The 14,132-nt window shown below is 52.6% G+C and carries 15 protein-coding genes; 8 read left to right on the top strand and 7 right to left on the bottom strand.

Features of this window, described 5'->3' with window-relative positions:
* Nucleotides 1-22 precede the first annotated feature (22 nt).
* Complete coding sequence (locus N5923_RS03425) at nt 23-1,273, top strand: O-antigen ligase family protein (protein ID WP_267142868.1); 1,251 nt, start codon at nt 23-25, stop codon at nt 1,271-1,273.
* A 22-nt stretch (nt 1,274-1,295) separates the two neighbouring features.
* On the opposite strand, the gene N5923_RS03420 is transcribed toward N5923_RS03425, so the two are convergent.
* Genes N5923_RS03420 through rfaD form a run of 4 tightly spaced genes read right to left on the bottom strand, consistent with a single transcriptional unit; the run spans nt 1,296 to nt 5,215 of the window.
* Nucleotides 1,296-2,213, bottom strand: coding sequence for a glycosyltransferase family 2 protein (locus tag N5923_RS03420; protein WP_267142869.1), 918 nt, complete (start codon nt 2,211-2,213; stop codon nt 1,296-1,298).
* 15 nt (nt 2,214-2,228) lie between these two features.
* A complete protein-coding gene (gene rfaC, locus N5923_RS03415; RefSeq protein WP_267142870.1) occupies nt 2,229-3,209 on the bottom strand; it encodes a lipopolysaccharide heptosyltransferase RfaC in 981 nt (326 codons plus the stop codon).
* On the bottom strand, nt 3,209-4,258 hold the full coding sequence (gene rfaF, locus N5923_RS03410; protein WP_267142871.1) for an ADP-heptose--LPS heptosyltransferase RfaF: 1,050 nt from the start codon (nt 4,256-4,258) through the stop codon (nt 3,209-3,211). Before rfaF ends, rfaC begins: the two co-directional genes overlap by 1 nt.
* Before the next feature lie 24 nt (nt 4,259-4,282).
* Nucleotides 4,283-5,215 carry an ADP-glyceromanno-heptose 6-epimerase gene (gene rfaD, locus N5923_RS03405; RefSeq protein WP_267142872.1) on the bottom strand — a complete coding sequence of 311 codons (933 nt, stop codon included), beginning with the start codon at nt 5,213-5,215 and terminating at the stop codon, nt 4,283-4,285.
* Nucleotides 5,216-5,450: 235 nt separating this feature from the next.
* On the opposite strand from rfaD, the gene N5923_RS03400 reads away from it, so the two are divergent.
* On the top strand, nt 5,451-6,647 hold the full coding sequence (locus N5923_RS03400; protein WP_267142873.1) for a glycine C-acetyltransferase: 1,197 nt from the start codon (nt 5,451-5,453) through the stop codon (nt 6,645-6,647).
* 11 nt (nt 6,648-6,658) lie between these two features.
* Nucleotides 6,659-7,684, top strand: a complete 1,026-nt coding sequence (gene tdh, locus N5923_RS03395) for an L-threonine 3-dehydrogenase (protein ID WP_267142874.1) — start codon at nt 6,659-6,661, stop codon at nt 7,682-7,684.
* Between the two features lie 41 nt (nt 7,685-7,725).
* Here the strand turns inward: tdh and N5923_RS03390 are convergent, their stop codons facing one another.
* Both N5923_RS03390 and envC read right to left on the bottom strand, forming a co-directional pair.
* Nucleotides 7,726-8,631: a divergent polysaccharide deacetylase family protein gene (locus tag N5923_RS03390; RefSeq protein WP_407704373.1), complete on the bottom strand. Its 906-nt coding sequence runs from the start codon at nt 8,629-8,631 to the stop codon at nt 7,726-7,728.
* Nucleotides 8,632-8,634: 3 nt separating this feature from the next.
* On the bottom strand, nt 8,635-9,942 hold the full coding sequence (gene envC / locus N5923_RS03385; protein ID WP_267142875.1) for a murein hydrolase activator EnvC: 1,308 nt from the start codon (nt 9,940-9,942) through the stop codon (nt 8,635-8,637).
* Nucleotides 9,943-10,392: 450 nt separating this feature from the next.
* Here envC and N5923_RS03380 point away from each other — a divergent pair, with 450 nt between their 5' ends.
* The 5 genes from N5923_RS03380 (at nt 10,393) to cysE (ending at nt 13,528) form a co-directional block, all read left to right on the top strand.
* Nucleotides 10,393-10,824 (top strand): rhodanese-like domain-containing protein, encoded by a 432-nt coding sequence (locus N5923_RS03380; RefSeq protein ID WP_026111756.1) that lies wholly within the window; start codon nt 10,393-10,395, stop codon nt 10,822-10,824.
* Between the two features lie 19 nt (nt 10,825-10,843).
* Nucleotides 10,844-11,095: a glutaredoxin 3 gene (grxC, locus tag N5923_RS03375; RefSeq protein ID WP_267142876.1), complete on the top strand. Its 252-nt coding sequence runs from the start codon at nt 10,844-10,846 to the stop codon at nt 11,093-11,095.
* A gap of 48 nt (nt 11,096-11,143) precedes the next feature.
* Nucleotides 11,144-11,614, top strand: a complete 471-nt coding sequence (gene secB, locus N5923_RS03370; RefSeq protein ID WP_267142877.1) for a protein-export chaperone SecB — start codon at nt 11,144-11,146, stop codon at nt 11,612-11,614.
* Nucleotides 11,614-12,633 (top strand): NAD(P)H-dependent glycerol-3-phosphate dehydrogenase, encoded by a 1,020-nt coding sequence (gene gpsA / locus N5923_RS03365; RefSeq protein WP_267142878.1) that lies wholly within the window; start codon nt 11,614-11,616, stop codon nt 12,631-12,633. Before secB ends, gpsA begins: the two co-directional genes overlap by 1 nt.
* 73 nt (nt 12,634-12,706) lie before the next feature.
* Nucleotides 12,707-13,528 (top strand): serine O-acetyltransferase, encoded by an 822-nt coding sequence (cysE, locus tag N5923_RS03360; RefSeq protein WP_267142879.1) that lies wholly within the window; start codon nt 12,707-12,709, stop codon nt 13,526-13,528.
* 96 nt (nt 13,529-13,624) lie between these two features.
* On the opposite strand, the gene trmL is transcribed toward cysE, so the two are convergent.
* A complete protein-coding gene (gene trmL / locus N5923_RS03355; protein WP_267142880.1) occupies nt 13,625-14,095 on the bottom strand; it encodes a tRNA (uridine(34)/cytosine(34)/5-carboxymethylaminomethyluridine(34)-2'-O)-methyltransferase TrmL in 471 nt (156 codons plus the stop codon).
* Between the last annotated feature and the right edge of the window lie 37 nt (nt 14,096-14,132).

Raw genomic sequence — 14,132 nt, 5'->3', positions numbered from 1 at the left:
AATGTAACCAGGCAGGAAGAGAATGTCTTTACTCCAACAGTTAAAGGATTACCGTCGGACGTTGTTTTACACCGTTTTGATGTTAGTTTTACTGTCAAATCTGACTATGTTTTATAGTGTTAAATCTGCTAAGGTTATGTTTTACTGGGCTTTTTACTTTTCTTTGCTTGGTGTTATCTGTGATTTCCATTGGCTGAAAAAGCGTCACTGGTGGGTTATTGCGCCCATCGCCCTGCTGGGGGCCAGTGATCTGATCTGGTTTGCATGGATCTATATCGGTAACCCAGACTTTGATGAATATAATGGCTATCTGAATGCTGGTAAACGCTTAATCCTGGCGGCGATAATTGGCTATTATCTGCTCAGTGTTGTGTCCAGATATCATGAGATAAGCCGCTCAGTTATCAGGGTTACGCTGATTTTGACCTTCATTGTTGCCAGTGGCGTAGGAATTTATCAGCATCTGTATATTCCAGGGCGGGTTGACTTCTTTCTTGGCCGTGCCACCAATGCTGCCTACGATTATTCTATTCTCTCAGCGGCGTTGATATTCTTGCTGGTTTACGAAAACATCAACCGAAAAACCATGTTCTGCAGCCTGCTGATTTTTGCCGTTTCTTATTACATTATCTTCCAGACTGGAACTCGTAATGTGATGGCGACTTATCCACTGCTGATTATCTTTGTCGGTATCGTGAAGCTGCGTCATTTAGGCTTTAAGCCGCTTATTTTTGTGGTGCTATGTATTACCGCCGTAGCGACGCTAAGTTATCAGCAGGTAATTAAGCCTAAATTCGATGCGACAAGAAGCGAGTTTAGTCGTTATGAAAGCACCAATGGCAATGTTGACGGTTCACTAACCAGTCGCCTGGCGATGTGGAATATTGGCATTAACTTGATTACCGATCATCCTCTAGGAAATAGTCTCGAGCAGCGCTGGAGCTATGCTCAGGAATATGTAAAGGAGCATAACGCTGATAAGAGTGGGTTACCTTATATCCAAAAGGTCCATCTGCATAATGAAGTGATTGAAATAGCCAGCTTATTGGGGGTGCAGGGGGCGATGGTATTACTTTTCTATTATTTCTCGTTGCTGGGGTTCGCTTATTACACCCGCAATCCACCACTTTTTGCGGTGATGATGGGACTCATTGTCTGTGGTCTTACGGATGTACTGCTGCTCAGTCGCGAACAAGCCATTATGCTGAATCTGTTAATTATCTCCCTGGTGTTGTGGCATAACGATCGATTGCCGTCATCCGATCGCGAATAATCTGTTCTCTGGCTGGCGTCAATCAGCGCGTCAGCCAGGCGACTTTTAACAACTTACGTTTATAGCTAAAGCGAATACGACTGTCGGCTAAAAATGCCAGTTTACCTATCGCTCTGATGCGCTGTCTGGTTTTCTCCAGCTCCTTTGTACCCGTCATTTTCCGACTATAACGATTGAAAAGATCGAGCCAGTGACAGGCAATCAGATGGCTGAAGCGGGCAGGAAGAACGCGATCCATATTATCCAGTGTCTGGTATAAGCACAGGATCTTGGGAAGATTGATCTGCCCGGAAAGGCTGCTGTTACGCTTGATATACAAGTAAAAGCCGCTGCGCGAATAGATTATCTTCTCACTCTGTGTAAGCAGAGCAGGAAATACCCAGCTATCTTCGTAGCAGGTGAAATCCGGGAAAGGGATAGCGATTAACAACTTACGCTGGATAAACTGCCCGATAACATGAGCCTGGAAATCGCGATGGATCAGGAAGCGTTCGATAGCGTTTCCCTGCGACAGAACTTCGGGTGCCACCGTGTTTTTCGCTTCATGGGGTGCGCTATTTTCTTCAGTCTCAATCAGCTTACTGATCAGCAAATCCGGCCGTTGCTGTTGTAAGAGCTGAAACTTCTCGGAGAAGTTCTCCGCCAGCAGCAGATCATCACCATCCACCATCAGGATATATTCACCCTGGCATTGAGCAATGGCGAAGTTTCGTACCTTACCAATATTAGCAAGTTGCAGAACAAAGGTTTTCGTCGCCGGATAACGTATCGCAAATGCGTCGATAATTCCCTGCGTATTATCACCGGAGCTATCGTTAGTAATAATCAGCTCGCACTCTGGCAGTGCATTGCCGACGGCGTTAATTACGCTATCCAGCGTGGCAGCCAGATACGCCTCACCATTATGGGCGGTGATAATAATGCTTAATAGCGGTGACATCGACATAATCTGCTGTTACTCAACCTGGAGCGATAAAATAGTGTGCAGGGTTTCCGCTATGCGCGCCGCAGGAATATCGCTGATGCTATTGCCGTTTTCAGGCTTAACCACAAACTGATTCTTGCCATACCCCCCAATCAGACCGGGATCGGTTGGGCCATATAGCGTGATGTTAGGGCGGTCGAGCGCTGCGGTTAAATGACTCAAACCGGTATCAACAGACACCACCGCTTTAGCTCCGGCCAGGGTACGCGCCACTTCTTCCAGCGTCAGTTTAGGTAATACATCAACGTGGTCAAAACCTTCCGCCAGCCGCTCTGCGCGCTGACGTTCATGCTCGGCGCCCCACGGCAACTTAATCCGTAGTCCGGTAGCGGCAACTAAACCGATCAGTTCACGCCACTGCTCTTCCGGCCAGTGTTTGCTGTCACGGGTCGTAGCATGCAGAAACACCAGGTATGGATGACTATCGACCGGCGGTTCCGCCAGAAAATGCGACGCAATAGCGTAATCGCCAGCGGTTGCGGGTTTTTCGTAACCCAGACTTTTAGCGAACAGTTCGCGCGTGCGCTCTACTGCATGCTGCTGCTTATCGATTTCATGGCGTGTGTCATACCACCAGCTGGCGAAAGGCTCACGAGCGCTGCGACTGTCCTGACCATGTTTCACGCCTTTCGCCAGTCGCGTGACCAGCGCCGCGCTTTTAATCAAACCCTGAGCATCAATGACTACATCATAACTACGCGATTGTAACTCGCGTTTAAATTTCACGCGTTCTTCGCGCTGCTGACTACCAAACCAGTGTTTGCGCCAGCGACGAATTGCCACTGGCAACACGCGGTCAACGGCTGGATGCCATGAGGGGATCTGGGCAAAGCCCTCTTCCACCGCCCAGTCAAAGCGGATGCCAGGAATGGCATGCATCGCATCGGTCAGCGCGGGTAGCGTATGCAGAACATCGCCCATCGATGACGTTTTAACAATCAGAACCTGCATTAACTCTCCTGGCCCGCTGCGAGCAGATTTTCCAGCTCAGTCATAACGCGAGCGGGCTGAATATCAATCAAGCTTTGGTGATAGCCCTGCTCTGCATCACCTTTGCGAACTTTGTGATAGCCGGTAATCAGGCGGATAACGCGCGCTTGCTGCGACAACGGCGGGGTAAAGTCCGGGCTGCTGGGGCCATACAGCGCCACCAGTGGGCGATTCAGCGCCGCAGCAATATGCATCAAACCCGAATCATTACTGACCACCGCACTGCAGTGGGCCAGCAGGATCACCGCTTGTTCCAGCTGCGTTTCACCCGCCAGATTGCGGCAGAATGGACGCGCGGCTTCCGGCAGCGACTGAATAATCTGCTCGCCGGTTTCATGATCTTTCGCCGAGCCAAACAGCAGCACCTGCTTGCCTTGCTCAATCAGCTGTTGCGCCAGCGCCGCATAGTGATAATGCGGCCAGCGTTTGGCCGGACCAAATTCAGCGCCGGGACAAAAGCCGATGGCCGGACGTTCCGTGGTGAGCGCAAAAGCGGCCGCCGTGGCCACTTTTTCCTCTGCGCTAACCTGTAGTTGTGGCCATAGCAAGGGTTGCGGCAGGTCGCGTGCGGTTTTGATCCGATCTTTGTCATAAGCCAGCGCCACATAGCGCTCAACCATTAACGGAAAGGCTGGCTTATCCAGCACGCGCAGATCATTCAGCAGGCCGTAGCGCATTTCACCTCGCCAGCCGATGCGCTGTTTGATGCCAGCAAAGAAAGGCACTAACGCCGATTTAAACGAGTTAGGCAGGATATAAGCACGATCATAGCCCTGTATGCTTAGCGCCTTACCCAGGCGACGGCGCTCGGCAATTTCCAGCGCGCCATGTCCCAGCGGCATTGCCAGCGCCTCGTTGACTTCCGGCATGCGGGACAATAGGGGACGGCACCACGCAGGCGCCATCACGTCAATCACCGCCTCAGGATGTGCAGCCTTCAGCGTGCGATACAGACTTTGCGACATCATCATGTCGCCGACCCATGACGGCCCGATCACCAGAATTTTCATCGACGAGATTGCCTTCCTTATGCGTTATGCGTCGCGGTTCAGCCAGGCCATATATTCAGCCACACCTTCAGCTACGGTTTTAAACGGCTTGTCATAGCCCGCAGCACGCAGCTTAGTCAGATCGGCAAGGGTAAATGCCTGATAACGGCCTTTCAGTTTTTCCGGGAATGGCACATATTCAATTTCACCTTTCTGGTGATAATTCAGCGCGGCATCCGCTACTTCCTGGAAGGATTCAGCACGGCCGGTTCCGCAGTTGAAAATGCCGGAGACACCATTTTTCCAGAACCACAGGTTCACTGCCGCCACGTCTTCAACGTAGATAAAGTCGCGTTTAAAGCCGTCGCTACCTTCAAACAGTTTCGGGTTTTCGCCGTTATTCAGCTGGGTATTCAGGTGGAAAGCCACGCTGGCCATGCTGCCTTTATGGCCTTCACGCGGACCATAAACGTTGAAGTAACGGAAACCACAAATCTGCGATTCGGCTTCTGGCAGGATCTGGCGCACATATTGGTCAAACAGTACTTTAGAGTAGCCGTAGACGTTCAGCGGCTGCTCATACTGGCGCTCTTCGATAAAGTCAGTGTTGCGACCGCCGTAAGTGGCGGCAGAAGAGGCGTAGAGGAACGGGATTTCACGCTCCAGACAGAAGTGCAGCAGCTCTTTAGAGTACTGATAGTTGTTATCCATCATGTACTTGCCGTCCCACTCGGTAGTCGAAGAGCAGGCGCCTTCATGGAAAACCGCTTCAATGGTGCCGAAGTCATCGCCGGCAACCACGCTGGCGATAAAATCTTCTTTATCCATATAGTCAGTGATATCTAAATCCACCAGATTGACGAACTTGGTGCCGTCTTTCAGGTTGTCCACTACCAGAATGTCATTAAAGCCGTCTTTATTGAGTGCTTTAACAATATTGCTGCCAATAAAGCCAGCGCCGCCAGTCACGATAATCATGAGCTTAACCTTAACCTTGAACAGTGGCATGAAACAGGAGGTTTCATGCGCTTATAACACTCATCATAACATTTCATTGGCGGGCAGACAGCCAGATGAGTCCGTAACGGAATGTAACTGATGTCTGATGGCGTGATATATGCTGCAAAATTGACAATCGGTATGGTGAATTGTCGTGTATGTAACTTCTCTTCAGTAATATGTGCCGCAGGTGGGCTAATAATGGAGGACAAACATGAGCGGGAATTTTTATCGTCAAATCAATGATCAACTGGCGGAAAGCCGTCGGGAAGGTCTGTTCAAAGAAGAACGCATTATTACTTCCCCGCAACAGGCCGATATCGAAGTGGGCGACGGGCATCATGTCGTCAATTTTTGCGCTAATAATTATCTCGGGCTGGCTAACCATCCGGCGCTGATTCTGGCGGCCAAAGAGGGCATGGACAGTCACGGCTTTGGTATGGCTTCGGTGCGTTTTATCTGCGGCACTCAGGATAGCCATAAACAGCTGGAAAAACGGCTGGCAGAATTTCTCGGTATGGACGACGCCATTCTCTACTCCTCCTGCTTTGACGCCAATGGCGGCCTGTTTGAAACGCTGCTGAGCGCTGAAGACGCCATTATCTCGGATGCGTTAAATCATGCCTCGATTATCGACGGCGTGCGGCTGTGTAAAGCCAAACGCTATCGCTACGCCAATAATGATATGAGTGAGCTGCAGGCGCGGCTGGAAGAGGCAAAAGCGGCAGGGGCACGGCATATTATGATCGCCACTGACGGGGTGTTCTCTATGGATGGCGTTATCGCCAATCTGCGAGGCGTTTGCGATCTGGCTGATCAGTATGGCGCGCTGGTGATGGTAGATGACTCCCATGCCGTCGGTTTTGTCGGCGCCAACGGGCGCGGCACCCATGAATACTGCGAAGTGATGGGCCGTGTTGATATTATTACCGGCACGTTGGGTAAAGCGCTCGGTGGCGCATCCGGTGGCTATACCGCGGCAAAAAAAGAGGTAGTGGAGTGGCTACGTCAGCGTTCACGGCCCTATCTCTTCTCCAACTCGCTGGCGCCGGCGATTGTTGCAGCCTCCATTCGCGTGCTGGATATGCTGGCTGAAGGCGATGGTTTGCGCCAGCGTCTGTGGGATAACGCCCGTTACTTCCGTGAAGAGATGACCAAAGCCGGATTTACCCTTGCCGGAGCCGATCACGCGATTATTCCGGTGATGCTGGGTGAGGCGGCGGTGGCGCAGGAGTTTGCGCGCCTGCTGCAGCAGGAGGGGATCTATGTCACCGGCTTCTTCTATCCGGTGGTGCCGAAGGGTCAGGCACGGATCCGCACGCAGATTTCAGCTGGCCATAGTCAGCAGCAGCTGGTACGTGCGGTGGAAGCGTTTACACGAATTGGTAAGCAACTTAACGTTATTGGCTGAGAGGTGAGGCGATGAGAGCACTGGCAAAACTAAAAGCGGAAGCCGGCATCTGGATGACCGAAGCGCCGATTCCGCAGCCGGGCCATAACGATCTGCTGATTAAAATCCGCAAAACCGCCATCTGTGGTACTGATGTGCATATCTACAACTGGGATGAGTGGTCGCAGAAGACCATCCCGGTGCCAATGATTGTCGGCCATGAGTATGTTGGTGAAGTGGTGGCGATTGGCCAGGAGGTAAATGGCTATCAGATCGGCGACCGCGTGTCGGGCGAAGGTCATATCACCTGTGGTCACTGCCGTAACTGTCGTGCCGGACGTACCCATTTATGTCGGAATACCGTCGGAGTTGGCGTCAATCGACAGGGTTGCTTTGCCGAGTATCTGGTAATCCCGGCCTTCAACGCCTTTAAAATCCCCGATAATATTTCCGATGAGCTGGCGACGATTTTCGATCCGTTCGGTAACGCAGTACATACAGCGCTCTCTTTCGATTTAGTCGGTGAAGATGTGCTGATATCGGGCGCCGGGCCAATTGGTATTATGGCCGCTGCGGTGTGTAAACATGTTGGCGCACGTCATGTGGTGATCACTGATGTCAATGACTATCGCCTTGATCTGGCACGTAAAATGGGTGTGACGCGCGCGGTAAATGTTAATCAGGAAAACCTCAATGAGGTGATGAACCAGCTGGGAATGACCGAAGGGTTTGATGTCGGACTGGAGATGTCCGGCGCACCGCCGGCGTTTCGTACTCTGCTGGCGGCGATGAATCACGGTGGCAGGATTGCGCTGCTGGGTATTCCACCTTCGGAGATGTCAATCGACTGGAATCAGGTGATCTTTAAAGGGCTGTTTATCAAAGGCATCTATGGTCGCGAGATGTTTGAAACATGGTACAAAATGGCGGCGCTGATTCAGTCCGGCCTTGATTTAACACCGATTATTACCCATCGATACAGTATTGATCAGTTTCAGCAGGGGTTTGACGCTATGCGTTCCGGGCAGTCCGGCAAAGTGGTGTTGAGCTGGGATTGATTTTTTTCGCTATGGGCGGCGTTATCGCCGCCCATGCCCAATCAGAACAAACTTTTTAGCGTTTTCACCGGATAACTGTCGGCAATACTGTCGCCAATCACGCCCAGCGCACGGGTGGCTGGCACGGGGTGTAGCGCGTGTTTATTGACGCACTGCTCACCGCCGCGAAATGGGTTACGGGGTTTGGGTTTGCTTTCCGGCGACAGTGGCTGGCTATGGGTACGCTGCGGTTCGTTAAGCAACTGGCTCGGACGCACTAACGTAATATCCGCTGGCAGCGTGGGCAGCATCTGCTGCAACACTTTTACTGTAGTCGGATGGGGATGCCCGATGGCGATAGCTGAACCATCGCGCTGCGCCAGCCGCACCGCGCGGGTAAATTGCTTGCGGATCTCGGCTTCATTCTGGCTGTCATCAAGGAAGACGCGTCGCTTAATCACTTTTACGCTGGTGCCCGCCGCCGCACGCGTTGACTGGCTGTTGGCGATAGTCATGCTGTCGAGAAAGTAAAAGTTATAGTGATCGAGTACCTGCATCACTTTCTGCATGCCAGGCAGGCTGGAGGTCATCGCACTGCCCATATGGTTGTTCAGACCCACCGCCCAGGGGACATCCTTCACCGCTTCGCTGATAATGCGTGCGATTTCGTCGCTGCTCATATCCGGGCGCAGGGTATCTTTTTCCAGCGGTTGCTTGCTGAGTGGCGCCATTGGCAGATGGATCAGGACTTCATGGCCTCGCTGATGGGCTTTGGTCGCCATCTCGCGGGCATGGGGGGCGTTTGGCAGCACGGCGACAGAAATCGCGGGTGGCATCTGCAAAACCTGATTTTCCTGAGCGGGACGATAACCGAAATCGTCAATCACGATAGCCAGTTTCCCGGCATGGGCTGAGCAGGTAAACAGCAGACAGCTCAGGAGTCCGGTGAGTTTTAGGCGCTGAAACAAGACTTATCTTCCTAACCACGGCAGTGGATTGACGGCCTGTCCTTGTCGTCTGATTTCAAAATAGAGTGAAGGCGTGCCCCGGCCGCCGCTGGTACCGACCAGCGCGATTGGCTCTCCTGCCTTAACCTGGGTTCCCACGCTCACCAATGCACTTTGGTTGTAGCCATACAGACTCATATCGCCTTTACCGTGTTCGACTACGACAACCAAACCATAGCCCTGCAGCCAGTCGGCCATTAACACGCGACCATCAGCGATGGCTTTTACTTCGGTGCCTTCCGGTGCGTTAATCACCAGGCCTTTCCAGCGTAGCTCGCCTTGCATGGCTTCGCCAAAGCGATGCTCAATATTGCCGCGCACCGGCCATACCGCCTGGCCTCCGGCGCGACCCAGCCCACCGGTACGAGACATCAGTGAGCGTTCGCTCTCTGTTGGTTTGTAAGTGGTGCCTTTGCTCTTCGCCTGTTGCTGGCGGGCACGGACGCGTTCAGCTTCTTTCGCTTCACGTTCGGCACGGGCGCGAGCTTCGCGCTCGGCTTTGGCGATTTTATCCTGCAGACGTGCCTGGTTCTGACGCATTTCTGCCAGCTGGGCCTGATCTTTTTCCAGCGACGATTCCAGCGTGGTGATGGTTTTCTGGCGGGCGACACGCGCCTGTTCCAGTCTGGTTTGCTGGTTCTGCTGCTCGCCAAGCAGGGATTTCTGTTGCGCCTGTTTATCGACCAGCGATGCTTTCTGCGCCGTGAGTTGGCTACGCGTCTGCTGTAAATCGTCGATATTCTTCTGACGCGCTTCGTTCAGATAACCGAAATAGGCAAGGATACGTTCGCTGCGCTGGCTCTCTTCGCCGCTCAGTACCAGCTGCAAACCGTTGTGCTGACCCTGACGAAACGCGGCGTCCAGCTGTTGAGCGAGCAGTTTTTCCTGCTCAACCTGCTGTTTTTGCAGTTTGCTGATCGACGCGTTTAACGCCTCGATCTCTTTATTGAGTGAGGTTAGCGAAATTTGCGTGCTGCGCAGTTTGCGGCTGGCTTCGGCAATGCTTTTTTCCTGGCTCTGCAGTTGATTGAGCAGCTGACTACGTTGCTGCTTTTGTAATTTGACGCTCTTTTCCTTCTCCGCGATGTCCTGCTGGATGGATTTGAGCTGCGACTTACTATCGTCGGCCGCCTGGCTATAAACAGGCAACAGCAAAACGCCAGCGCATAATACGCTGGCGGACAGAGTGGACAATCTTGAGAGTGACGATACGCGCCTGGCCAATCCGTTACCCTGGGTCCGTAAAGATGAAACTGTCGCTTTTTCCCGCATGGGGAAGGATTATTCCACGATGAACAGCGGCTTACCAGTCATCTCTTTGGGGATTTCTATTTCGGATGGTGACAGTATTGTGATGATCGGGCGCAGTCGGCATCTTCAGCGCTGTGCAGTAATACAGCAGCCAGCCAGATAGCCGCGGCAAAAACATCAGTGCAACCGGCGGTTAACATCCTAAAATCCGCATTAATCCCGATTCACTGACTGGAAGCAGCGAAACCTTTACTTACAAATGGCAGGGTTATCCGGGGCGCCATTAATGACTGCTCAGGAACGCAACAGCACGGCCGGCAATATCCGTTTTCAGTGCGATCACACTTTTTTTTGGAATCTACCGCATAAAACGTAACTCTGGCGCCTTCGCGACTGTACATGAGAAGTGGCGCAGGTATACTCAGAAACCTTGTTTTAGCTTATTAACCCGGTCGGGAGTTGTTACCCCTCATGCAAGAAATTATGCAATTCGCAAGCAATCACCCAATATTAGGTATGGCGTGGGTTGTCTTGCTGGTTTTGGTGATCGTGACCACAGTTAAGGGCATGTTCTCTAAAGTAAAAACTATCAGTCGTGGTGAAGCAACGCGTCAGATCAACAAAGAAGATGCGGTTGTGGTCGACGTCCGTTCACGTGATGATTATCGTAAAGGTCATATCTCTGGCGCACTGAACGTGGTTGCGGCAGATATTAAGAAAGGCAATTTAGGCGAGCTGGAAAAGCATAAAGCGCAGCCTGTAATTGTCGTTTGCGCCACCGGAACGTCGGCAGCAGAGTCTGCAGCCCAGCTGAGTGCTGCCGGATTTGCTCAGGTTTCGGTGCTTAAAGAAGGTGTTGCGGGCTGGAGCGGCGATAATCTGCCCCTCGTTCGTGGAAAATAACCGATTCGAGGTACTGTAAATGGCTAACGTAGAGATCTATACCAAAGCGACCTGCCCTTTTTGCCATCGCGCAAAAGCACTGTTAAGTGAGAAAGGCGTGGCGTTTCAGGAAATCCCCATTGATGGCGATGCCGATAAGCGGGAAGAGATGATTAAACGTAGCGGCCGGACGACCGTACCTCAAATCTTTATCGATGCGCAGCACATTGGTGGCTGTGACGACTTGTATGCGTTGGATGGACGCGCAGGGCTCGACCCGCTGTTGAAATGATGCTCCGCCAGCGCGATGATGGATTATTAACGAATAGGATTGAGTAAAATGTCAGAACAAAGCTCCAGCGAAATGTCTTTCCAGATTCAGCGTATCTACACTAAAGATATCTCTTTTGAAGCGCCGAACGCGCCACAGGTTTTCCAGAAAGAGTGGGAACCGGAAGTGAAACTGGATCTGGACACTGCTTCCAGCCAGCTGGCGGATGGCGTTTTTGAAGTGGTTCTGCGTGTGACCGTCACGGCTACTGTTGAAGAAGACTCTGCATTCCTGTGTGAAGTGCAGCAGGCAGGTATCTTCAGCATCTCCGGTATCGACGGCAACCAGATGGCGCATTGTCTCGGCGCATACTGCCCGAACATTCTGTTCCCGTATGCGCGTGAGTGCATCACCAGCCTGGTTTCCCGCGGTACTTTCCCGCAGTTGAACCTTGCGCCAGTAAACTTCGATGCGCTGTTTATGAACTATCTGCAGCAGCAGGGTGAAGGTGAAGGTGCAGAACCCCGTCAGGATGCCTGATGAAAAATCTTAACGCGTCTATGACCGTTATCGGTGCCGGCTCGTACGGCACCGCACTGGCAATTACGCTGGCCCGCAACGGCCACAATGTGTTGTTGTGGGGGCACAACCCGCAGCACCAGGCACAACTGCAAGCCGATCGCTGTAATGTCGCTTTCCTTCCTGATGTTCCCTTTCCCGATACACTGCTGTTAGAGAGCGATCTCCAGTACGCCATTGCCGCCAGTCGTGATTTACTGGTGGTGGTGCCGAGCCATGTGTTTGGTGACGTATTGCGTCAGATTAAGCCGTTTTTACGCGCTGATTCACGCATCGTCTGGGCAACCAAAGGGCTGGAAAAAGAGACCGGACGTCTGTTGCAGGATGTGGCGCGTGAGATCCTCGGCGATGCCATTCCGCTGGCAGTGATCTCCGGCCCAACCTTTGCCAAAGAGCTGGCGGCCGGGTTGCCGACTGCTATCGCGCTGGCAGCGACGGATGCGCAGTTTGCCGAAGATTTGCAGCAGTTGTTGCATTGCGGAAAAAGTTTCCGCGTCTATAACAACCCGGACTTTATCGGTGTGCAACTGGGCGGGGCAGTGAAAAACGTGATTGCGATTGGTGCCGGTATTTCCGATGGCATCGGCTTTGGCGCCAATGCGCGTACTGCGCTGATTACCCGTGGATTAACGGAGATGACGCGTCTCGGTACCGCGCTGGGTGCCGATCCTGTTACCTTTATGGGAATGGCGGGATTGGGCGATCTGGTGCTGACCTGTACCGACAATCAGTCGCGTAACCGTCGTTTCGGCATGATGCTGGGACAGGGTGTGGATGTTGAGAGCGCCCAGAACACCATCGGCCAGGTAGTAGAAGGTTACCGTAATACTAAAGAAGTTAAAGCGTTAGCTGCTCGCTGTGGCGTTGAAATGCCAATAACTGAGCAAATTTTTCAGGTGTTGTATTGCGAAAAAAGCGCTCGCGAGGCAGCATTGACGTTACTGGGTCGCGCAAGGAAGGACGAAAATAGCACCAGCTGATGCAGGAAGCACAGCACCTTCACCTGTAGCGTACCGGTTTTGCCGGGCGCTGTTTTTTTATCGGGAGAGAGCAATGCCGTCTGAAGAGTTAGAACTGGTCTGGAATAACATCAAAGCTGAAGCCCGTACACTTGCGGACTGTGAGCCGATGTTGGCCAGTTTTTACCATGCGACATTGCTGAAGCACGAAAATCTCGGCAGCGCGCTGAGCTATATGCTGGCGAATAAACTTGCCAACCCGATTATGCCCGCCATTGCCATTCGCGAAATTATTGAAGAAGCTTACAGCCGCGATCCTTCGATGATCGCCTCGGCAGCCCTTGATATCCAGGCGGTGCGTCTGCGTGACCCGGCGGTGGATAAATACTCCACGCCACTGCTCTATCTGAAGGGCTTTCACGCGCTGCAGGCCTACCGTATCGGCCACTGGTTATGGAATGAAGGACGTCGTGCGCTGGCGGTCTATCTGCAAAATGAAATATCCGTCTCGTTTGCGGTCGATATCCATCCTGCCGCCCGCATCGGTCACGGCATTATGCTCGACCACGCGACCGGCATAGTGATCGGTGAGACAGCGGTGGTGGAAAACGATGTTTCCATCCTGCAATCGGTCACCCTTGGTGGTACCGGTAAAACCAGCGGCGATCGTCATCCGAAGATCCGTGAAGGGGTGATGATTGGCGCCGGAGCGAAGATCCTCGGTAATATCGAAGTAGGGCGCGGGGCGAAAATTGGCGCCGGCTCGGTAGTGTTACAACCGATTCCGCCACATACTACGGCCGCCGGCGTACCAGCACGTATTGTCGGTAAGCCTGGCAGTGAGAAACCTTCGATGGAGATGGATCAGCACTTTAATGGCATGGTGTCCGGATTCGAATTTGGCGACGGGATTTGATGCTGTTTGTAGGGGCGGCGTTATCGCCGCCCTTATTCAGCAGGCACTGTGCAAATCATCGGCACGGGCGGCGAAAATGGCGCCCCTACGTCTAAATTATCTAATTACCGCACCCGCATAATCCAGCTGCCGCCACGCTTCATACACCACCACTGACACCGCATTCGACAAATTCATACTGCGACTGTCGGGCTGCATCGGGATGCGAATCTTCTGCTGCGCGGGCAGGGCATCCAGAATGGTCGCGGGCAGGCCACGGGTTTCCGGGCCAAACAGCAGATAATCCCCTGGCTGATAGCTAACCGCGCTGTGTGCAGGCGTGCCTTTGGTGGTCAGCGCAAACAATCGTTGCGGCGCTTCTGCCGCGAGGAAAGCAGGGTAATCGGCATGACGCTTAATATGGGTGAATTCGTGATAATCCAGACCCGCGCGTCGCAGGCGTTTATCGTCCCAGGCAAAGCCCATCGGTTCAATCAGATGCAGCTGAAAGCCAGTATTAGCACACAGGCGAATAATGTTGCCGGTATTCGGTGGGATTTCAGGTTCAAACAGTACGATATTTAACATCTGTAGCGGCCCTCAATAGCGAGGGCCGCAGGATAGC

Origin of the sequence: Winslowiella arboricola, from assembly GCF_025527015.1 — a bacterium.
Lineage (GTDB): Bacteria > Pseudomonadota > Gammaproteobacteria > Enterobacterales > Enterobacteriaceae > Erwinia > Erwinia arboricola.
The sequence above is the reverse complement of the archived record's forward strand: the minus strand, read 5'-3'. Positions and strand labels throughout refer to the sequence as shown.

Bases quoted from the DNA above. Each gene is read 5' to 3' on its own strand.
- N5923_RS03425 (WP_267142868.1), top strand. From the start codon at position 23: ATGTCTTTACTCCAACAGTTAAAGGATTACCGTCGGACGTTGTTTTAC.
- N5923_RS03420 (WP_267142869.1), bottom strand. From the start codon at position 2,213: ATGTCACCGCTATTAAGCATTATTATCACCGCCCATAATGGTGAGGCG.
- rfaC (WP_267142870.1), bottom strand. From the start codon at position 3,209: ATGCAGGTTCTGATTGTTAAAACGTCATCGATGGGCGATGTTCTGCAT.
- rfaF (WP_267142871.1), bottom strand. From the start codon at position 4,258: ATGAAAATTCTGGTGATCGGGCCGTCATGGGTCGGCGACATGATGATG.
- rfaD (WP_267142872.1), bottom strand. From the start codon at position 5,215: ATGATTATCGTGACTGGCGGCGCTGGCTTTATTGGCAGCAATATTGTT.
- N5923_RS03400 (WP_267142873.1), top strand. From the start codon at position 5,451: ATGAGCGGGAATTTTTATCGTCAAATCAATGATCAACTGGCGGAAAGC.
- tdh (WP_267142874.1), top strand. From the start codon at position 6,659: ATGAGAGCACTGGCAAAACTAAAAGCGGAAGCCGGCATCTGGATGACC.
- envC (WP_267142875.1), bottom strand. From the start codon at position 9,942: ATGCGGGAAAAAGCGACAGTTTCATCTTTACGGACCCAGGGTAACGGA.
- N5923_RS03380 (WP_026111756.1), top strand. From the start codon at position 10,393: ATGCAAGAAATTATGCAATTCGCAAGCAATCACCCAATATTAGGTATG.
- grxC (WP_267142876.1), top strand. From the start codon at position 10,844: ATGGCTAACGTAGAGATCTATACCAAAGCGACCTGCCCTTTTTGCCAT.
- secB (WP_267142877.1), top strand. From the start codon at position 11,144: ATGTCAGAACAAAGCTCCAGCGAAATGTCTTTCCAGATTCAGCGTATC.
- gpsA (WP_267142878.1), top strand. From the start codon at position 11,614: ATGAAAAATCTTAACGCGTCTATGACCGTTATCGGTGCCGGCTCGTAC.
- cysE (WP_267142879.1), top strand. From the start codon at position 12,707: ATGCCGTCTGAAGAGTTAGAACTGGTCTGGAATAACATCAAAGCTGAA.
- trmL (WP_267142880.1), bottom strand. From the start codon at position 14,095: ATGTTAAATATCGTACTGTTTGAACCTGAAATCCCACCGAATACCGGC.